This is a genomic window from Segatella salivae DSM 15606, from assembly GCF_000185845.1.
Taxonomy (GTDB): domain Bacteria; phylum Bacteroidota; class Bacteroidia; order Bacteroidales; family Bacteroidaceae; genus Prevotella; species Prevotella salivae.
On the sequence record NZ_GL629647.1, the window covers coordinates 3,169,193 to 3,173,544 of the forward strand.

4 protein-coding genes are annotated in these 4,352 nt (G+C 35.2%); all 4 read right to left on the reverse strand.

What is annotated here, in order from left to right:
- Positions 1-211: 211 nt before the first annotated feature.
- The gene (locus HMPREF9420_RS12345; protein ID WP_007136067.1) at positions 212-790 is read right to left on the reverse strand and encodes a hypothetical protein; all 579 of its coding nucleotides are present in this window, start codon (positions 788-790) and stop codon (positions 212-214) included.
- 1,103 nt (positions 791-1,893) lie between these two features.
- On the reverse strand, positions 1,894-2,163 hold the full coding sequence (locus tag HMPREF9420_RS12355) for a hypothetical protein (RefSeq protein WP_007136069.1): 270 nt from the start codon (positions 2,161-2,163) through the stop codon (positions 1,894-1,896).
- Positions 2,164-2,237: 74 nt separating this feature from the next.
- On the reverse strand, positions 2,238-2,942 hold the full coding sequence (locus tag HMPREF9420_RS12360; protein WP_007136070.1) for an SH3 beta-barrel fold-containing protein: 705 nt from the start codon (positions 2,940-2,942) through the stop codon (positions 2,238-2,240).
- A gap of 20 nt (positions 2,943-2,962) precedes the next feature.
- The gene (locus HMPREF9420_RS12365) at positions 2,963-3,292 is read right to left on the reverse strand and encodes a hypothetical protein (RefSeq protein ID WP_007136071.1); all 330 of its coding nucleotides are present in this window, start codon (positions 3,290-3,292) and stop codon (positions 2,963-2,965) included.
- Between the last annotated feature and the right edge of the window lie 1,060 nt (positions 3,293-4,352).

Genomic DNA, 4,352 nt, shown 5'->3' on the forward strand with positions numbered 1-4,352 from the left:
TGTGTTATTGGATATCTTAAAGCATGAATTTCGATAGAAATTCGTTTCGCTGTTAATTCATCAATAGTTGTTACTTGTGGAAAATCTTTTTTCCATGTATAAGCCTTGTGAGGTAATTTCTTTAAGGTTTCATTAATAGACTTAATAATATTCTCTCTTGACATATCTTATTGGTTTGTGGAGAGGTGGTTAGCCTCTCCGTTGCTTAATATTACTCAACATATTGGAATTCATGAACATATATGTAAGAGTCGTCATCTTCATGTTCTTCATTCCAAGCCTCAATGTCTTCGTCAGTGAAGTCTTCTTTACCAATCAGAGAAGAGACAAAATCCTTCATCTGTTCTTTTGTTTCAAAGTATTCATAGAAGTCTACATCCTTCACATAAGCATCAACTAAATATCGCTCTGGAAAGTATTTACCATCAATGTCATTTGTTGCGAACACGTCACACCCTGCTTCCTCAACGATATAGTAAATGGTGAGTTCTGGCATAAGTTTTCCTAAGATGTGTCTGAAATCTGTTGCTCCCCAAGCTTCTTCTGCATTGATGCGAATAACATCTCCATCTAACTCATACTCTTCGATAAATCCACGAAGATAGCACTCTTTCAACTGCTCGTCTGATGCACCCAAAGCCTTAACGATATTGCCTTCCCATTCTGTAGAAGCATCTTCAAGAACAGGCTTAGACTTGCCTGAAACAAAGTTATCAATTACATCATAAACTTTCTTTAAATCACTCTCACTACCTTCAATTCGATAGCTTGTACTTGCCCAGTTTGCCATATTTTTAAGAATTTAATTTGTGATACATTTCCCTTTCGTTCAGCTGCTTTTGCAGCATCATTGTCGGGTTTCAAATTTTACGTGCAAGTGGGTAGTAAGGTCATCAGGCAGATAAACAAAGGAATTTCATTATATTCTTATGGAATACCCAAATCTCTGATTTGTGGAAGGCTGTCATTAGAAAATAACGAAATAGCTAAGCGGTCCTTTGAGTTCTGACGACCTTACTAACTTTGCAAAGGAAAAGTAAAACCAGACAGTGAATGCAAGGAGTAAAAACGATAACATCGAATACAGGGCTTTTATAAGACAAAAGGGTAAAGAATAGCAATCCTGCTGTAAGCTTATTATTTAGACTCTGTTACAACCGCTCTCCCAAAGTCCATTGAAAAGCTCTGTTGATGATCCGTAGGAGAAGATACTGTGCTTTGAAAGGGATTAAAACAGCATAGACTGTTTTAAGGGTTTCCTGCGTAGCCTGTTTTCTGTAAGGCACGAGGCAGGACACTGCCATACAAATGAAGTGAAAGTCTGCATAGTTGGCTTTCTGCGGAGTTTGATTGAGAAGTGCTGCCGAATGCCTGGAAGGAAACTGGCGGAGCAATAGGCATAGATAACTTAAAAAGGGTTAGAACAATCTTCTAAAGTTTTATTTATTAGTAGGAAACTATGAGCCTTGTTATAAGCAAGTATTAAATTACAGGGCTTCAGTATTAGTGAAAAGGGTATCAGTTTTATGTGCTGCGATTAAAAAAAGCAGCACAGCTCGAAAAATATCCGTGGCAACAAACCACGGATATTTTGTTTCATAGATGAAAAGTCTTAAAATCAATCAACATAGAGTTGTAAACAGCTTTTTCGTAGCCTTCGCTTTTTAGAACAGCCAACTCTTGTCTTGCAAATGAGTTTGCTTGTGACTTACTCAATCCGAATTTAGTTCGCCTTGGTCTGTTTGGGCGCATAGTATCTACTTGATAAAGTTCTTGGTAAGTAGGGATATACTTGATGCGCTTTATAATTAATACTCTTGGATATCTTATCATAGTTCTATATTTTAAGAATTCATGGATAGTTTATCAATGTAAACATTAAAGATATTTGATTCAATCTATATATGAAATAATCGGTGCAAGCATTTTGTACATTCCATTACGTTTGTGCTCTGCATATCTATATCTTATTTCACCGATAACAACTCCATTCATTGTAATAGTATCTTTATACTCTAGCTTTTTAGTTATGTGTATGTTATTACTCTTACAAATATCCAAAGAAGAAGTACAGACAAAATACTTTGAACACATTCCGTAGTTAGCTCTGTCTATTCTTCCTTTTACAATGTCAAGGATTACTTTCTTAATTTTTGTCTCCATTGCGTTTATTTTAATGACTTATTGATGTTTTATGTATTTCAATGGTAAGGTTTTTCCGCCTTACCATTGTATTGTTAGAGATAAGCAAGTCGCTCAGTTGCTTTTATTATTAAGTCCTTTAATTGCTCTTTATTCAGTTCGGGCAATAGGTCTATCACCATAAAGTTTTCTGTATCTTCAATATCAATACCCTTATTAGCAAAGATTGTTTTTATGTCTAAACGGCTGAACTCATTGTACACCTTACTTCTTGTTTGGGTTTCATTTTCAAAAGAAATAGTATGGTCTATCTCTATCGGTTCGCCTATACCAATAAAAGCATCTATGCGAAATTTACGTTCCTCTTGCTTGTCAATATCGAAATAAACAAAGTATTGCCCTGTAATGTCTATATTATCCGAAAGAATGCCGTGTGCGTGTCTTATAGAGCCATCTGTTTTACGATAAGCGAAAGCGGTAACACCCTCTTTCTTCATCTTCTCTTTTAGTTTGACAACAAGTGCAAGACAAATTTCATGATGCTCTTCTATTGTTCCTTTACGGAGTTCACCTACCTCGACAAGATTATCTATGACAAACGACCTCCAACCCTTACAATCAACATCATAGTAAGCAAGTGTATATTTGCATTGTTGGTGCTTTTTGTTGCCTTTTATTGTGTGTCCTATACCATACAATGTTCCGCAAGCATGACGCTCTGTTCCATCTTTCTTTCTATAGACAAAAGAAACAATTCCTTTGCGAAGTCTATCTACCAATGTTTCAAAAAGATTTTCCATAATTATTGTATTATAGTTGATTACTCATTATCAATAAGTTCTTTAATATCTTCTTCAGAGTTAACCTCTGTTCCGTTGAAATAAAAGTGTGTATCAAGTGAGCCATTAATATAGCTATCAAATTGCTCTCTATCACATCCTTTGCTATCGACATATTCGTAAACTACTTTCAGCCAAAGGATTTCCATTAGGTAATTTCTTACATTATGAGAATTAAGAGCAGCACACTCTAAAGCCTCTTCTAAATCTTCTTTCGTCCAATCGTAACCAAAGTTAGATTTAAAGTTCTCAAACTTATAGTCTTCCTTACTAAATCCTAAACTTACCAAAATTGCATAATTGTTTGTCATATCCAATTGTTCTTAAATGATACATTTCCCTTTCGTTCAACTGCTTTTGCAGCATCACTGTCGGGTTTCAAATTTTACGTGCAGATAAGTTGCAAGGTTATTACGTAGATAAACAAAGTAATTTCACAAGATTCTAATGGAAAACCCAAATCTGCGATTTGCGGAAGGCTGCTATTAGAATCTTGTGAAATAATGAAGAGGTACTTTGTGTTCTATCAACCTTGCTAACTTTGCAAAGGAAAATAGAAACAAGACAAGTGAATGCATGAAGTGAAACGATACTTCTATTAGGGCGTATCACACGATAAGAGGAAAAATACGGCAAGTAGGGGACAATGTGTTTATGTTATAGCTATCTTGTCTTGCTGGTCCATAAAATGCAAAACAACTCTTACCTATAACTCAAAATTAGGGGTTGAGTCACTTTTTCTGAAAGAATTGATATGATTTGATATAAAAGGTTCGAATCCCATTTCTTGATTTTTATATTAGTTGTTCATCTTCAAGCACTTATACGTTATGAAAATAATTTACAAGAAATAGTTGTTTCATTGATATTTTAGAGTCTTCGGAGTAAAAAGTGGGGCAAAAAGTGGGGCGAATTTGGGGCAAAAAATGGGGCAACAAAAATTAGAATACAAAGAAAAAGTCCCTAAGTTGTTGTAACTTAGGGACTTAAGTCGCTATGCGAAGCGGAGAGAGAGGTTTATGAACCAAACTCTTCTAACTCGTTGTAATTAAATGTTCTATCAATTTTGACAAATCAGTAGTGTAGCATTTTTGTAGCAGTATTTTGACCGCTTGATGACTACCATTCTGACTACCTTTTGAAAGCACAACTGCTCTCTTTGCTTCGGTACAAAGGTATATAAAATTGTACTAACCTCCAAATCTTTGTACCATAAATATTTAGAGATTTTACTGCTACACATTCCAGTGCAAGGTGCAAGCCCTTATATATAAGGGGTCTTGCACCTTGCACTGGAGGACTTGTGTGTGACAGCTTGATATTGGTGATCTTTTATAGCTTTATCACTATAAAAGGTAAATTATGTTATTA

Coding starts and splice junctions, on each gene's coding strand:
- HMPREF9420_RS12345 (WP_007136067.1), bottom strand. CDS start 790: ATGGCAAACTGGGCAAGTACAAGCTATCGAATTGAAGGTAGTGAGAGT.
- HMPREF9420_RS12355 (WP_007136069.1), bottom strand. CDS start 2,163: ATGGAGACAAAAATTAAGAAAGTAATCCTTGACATTGTAAAAGGAAGA.
- HMPREF9420_RS12360 (WP_007136070.1), bottom strand. CDS start 2,942: ATGGAAAATCTTTTTGAAACATTGGTAGATAGACTTCGCAAAGGAATT.
- HMPREF9420_RS12365 (WP_007136071.1), bottom strand. CDS start 3,292: ATGACAAACAATTATGCAATTTTGGTAAGTTTAGGATTTAGTAAGGAA.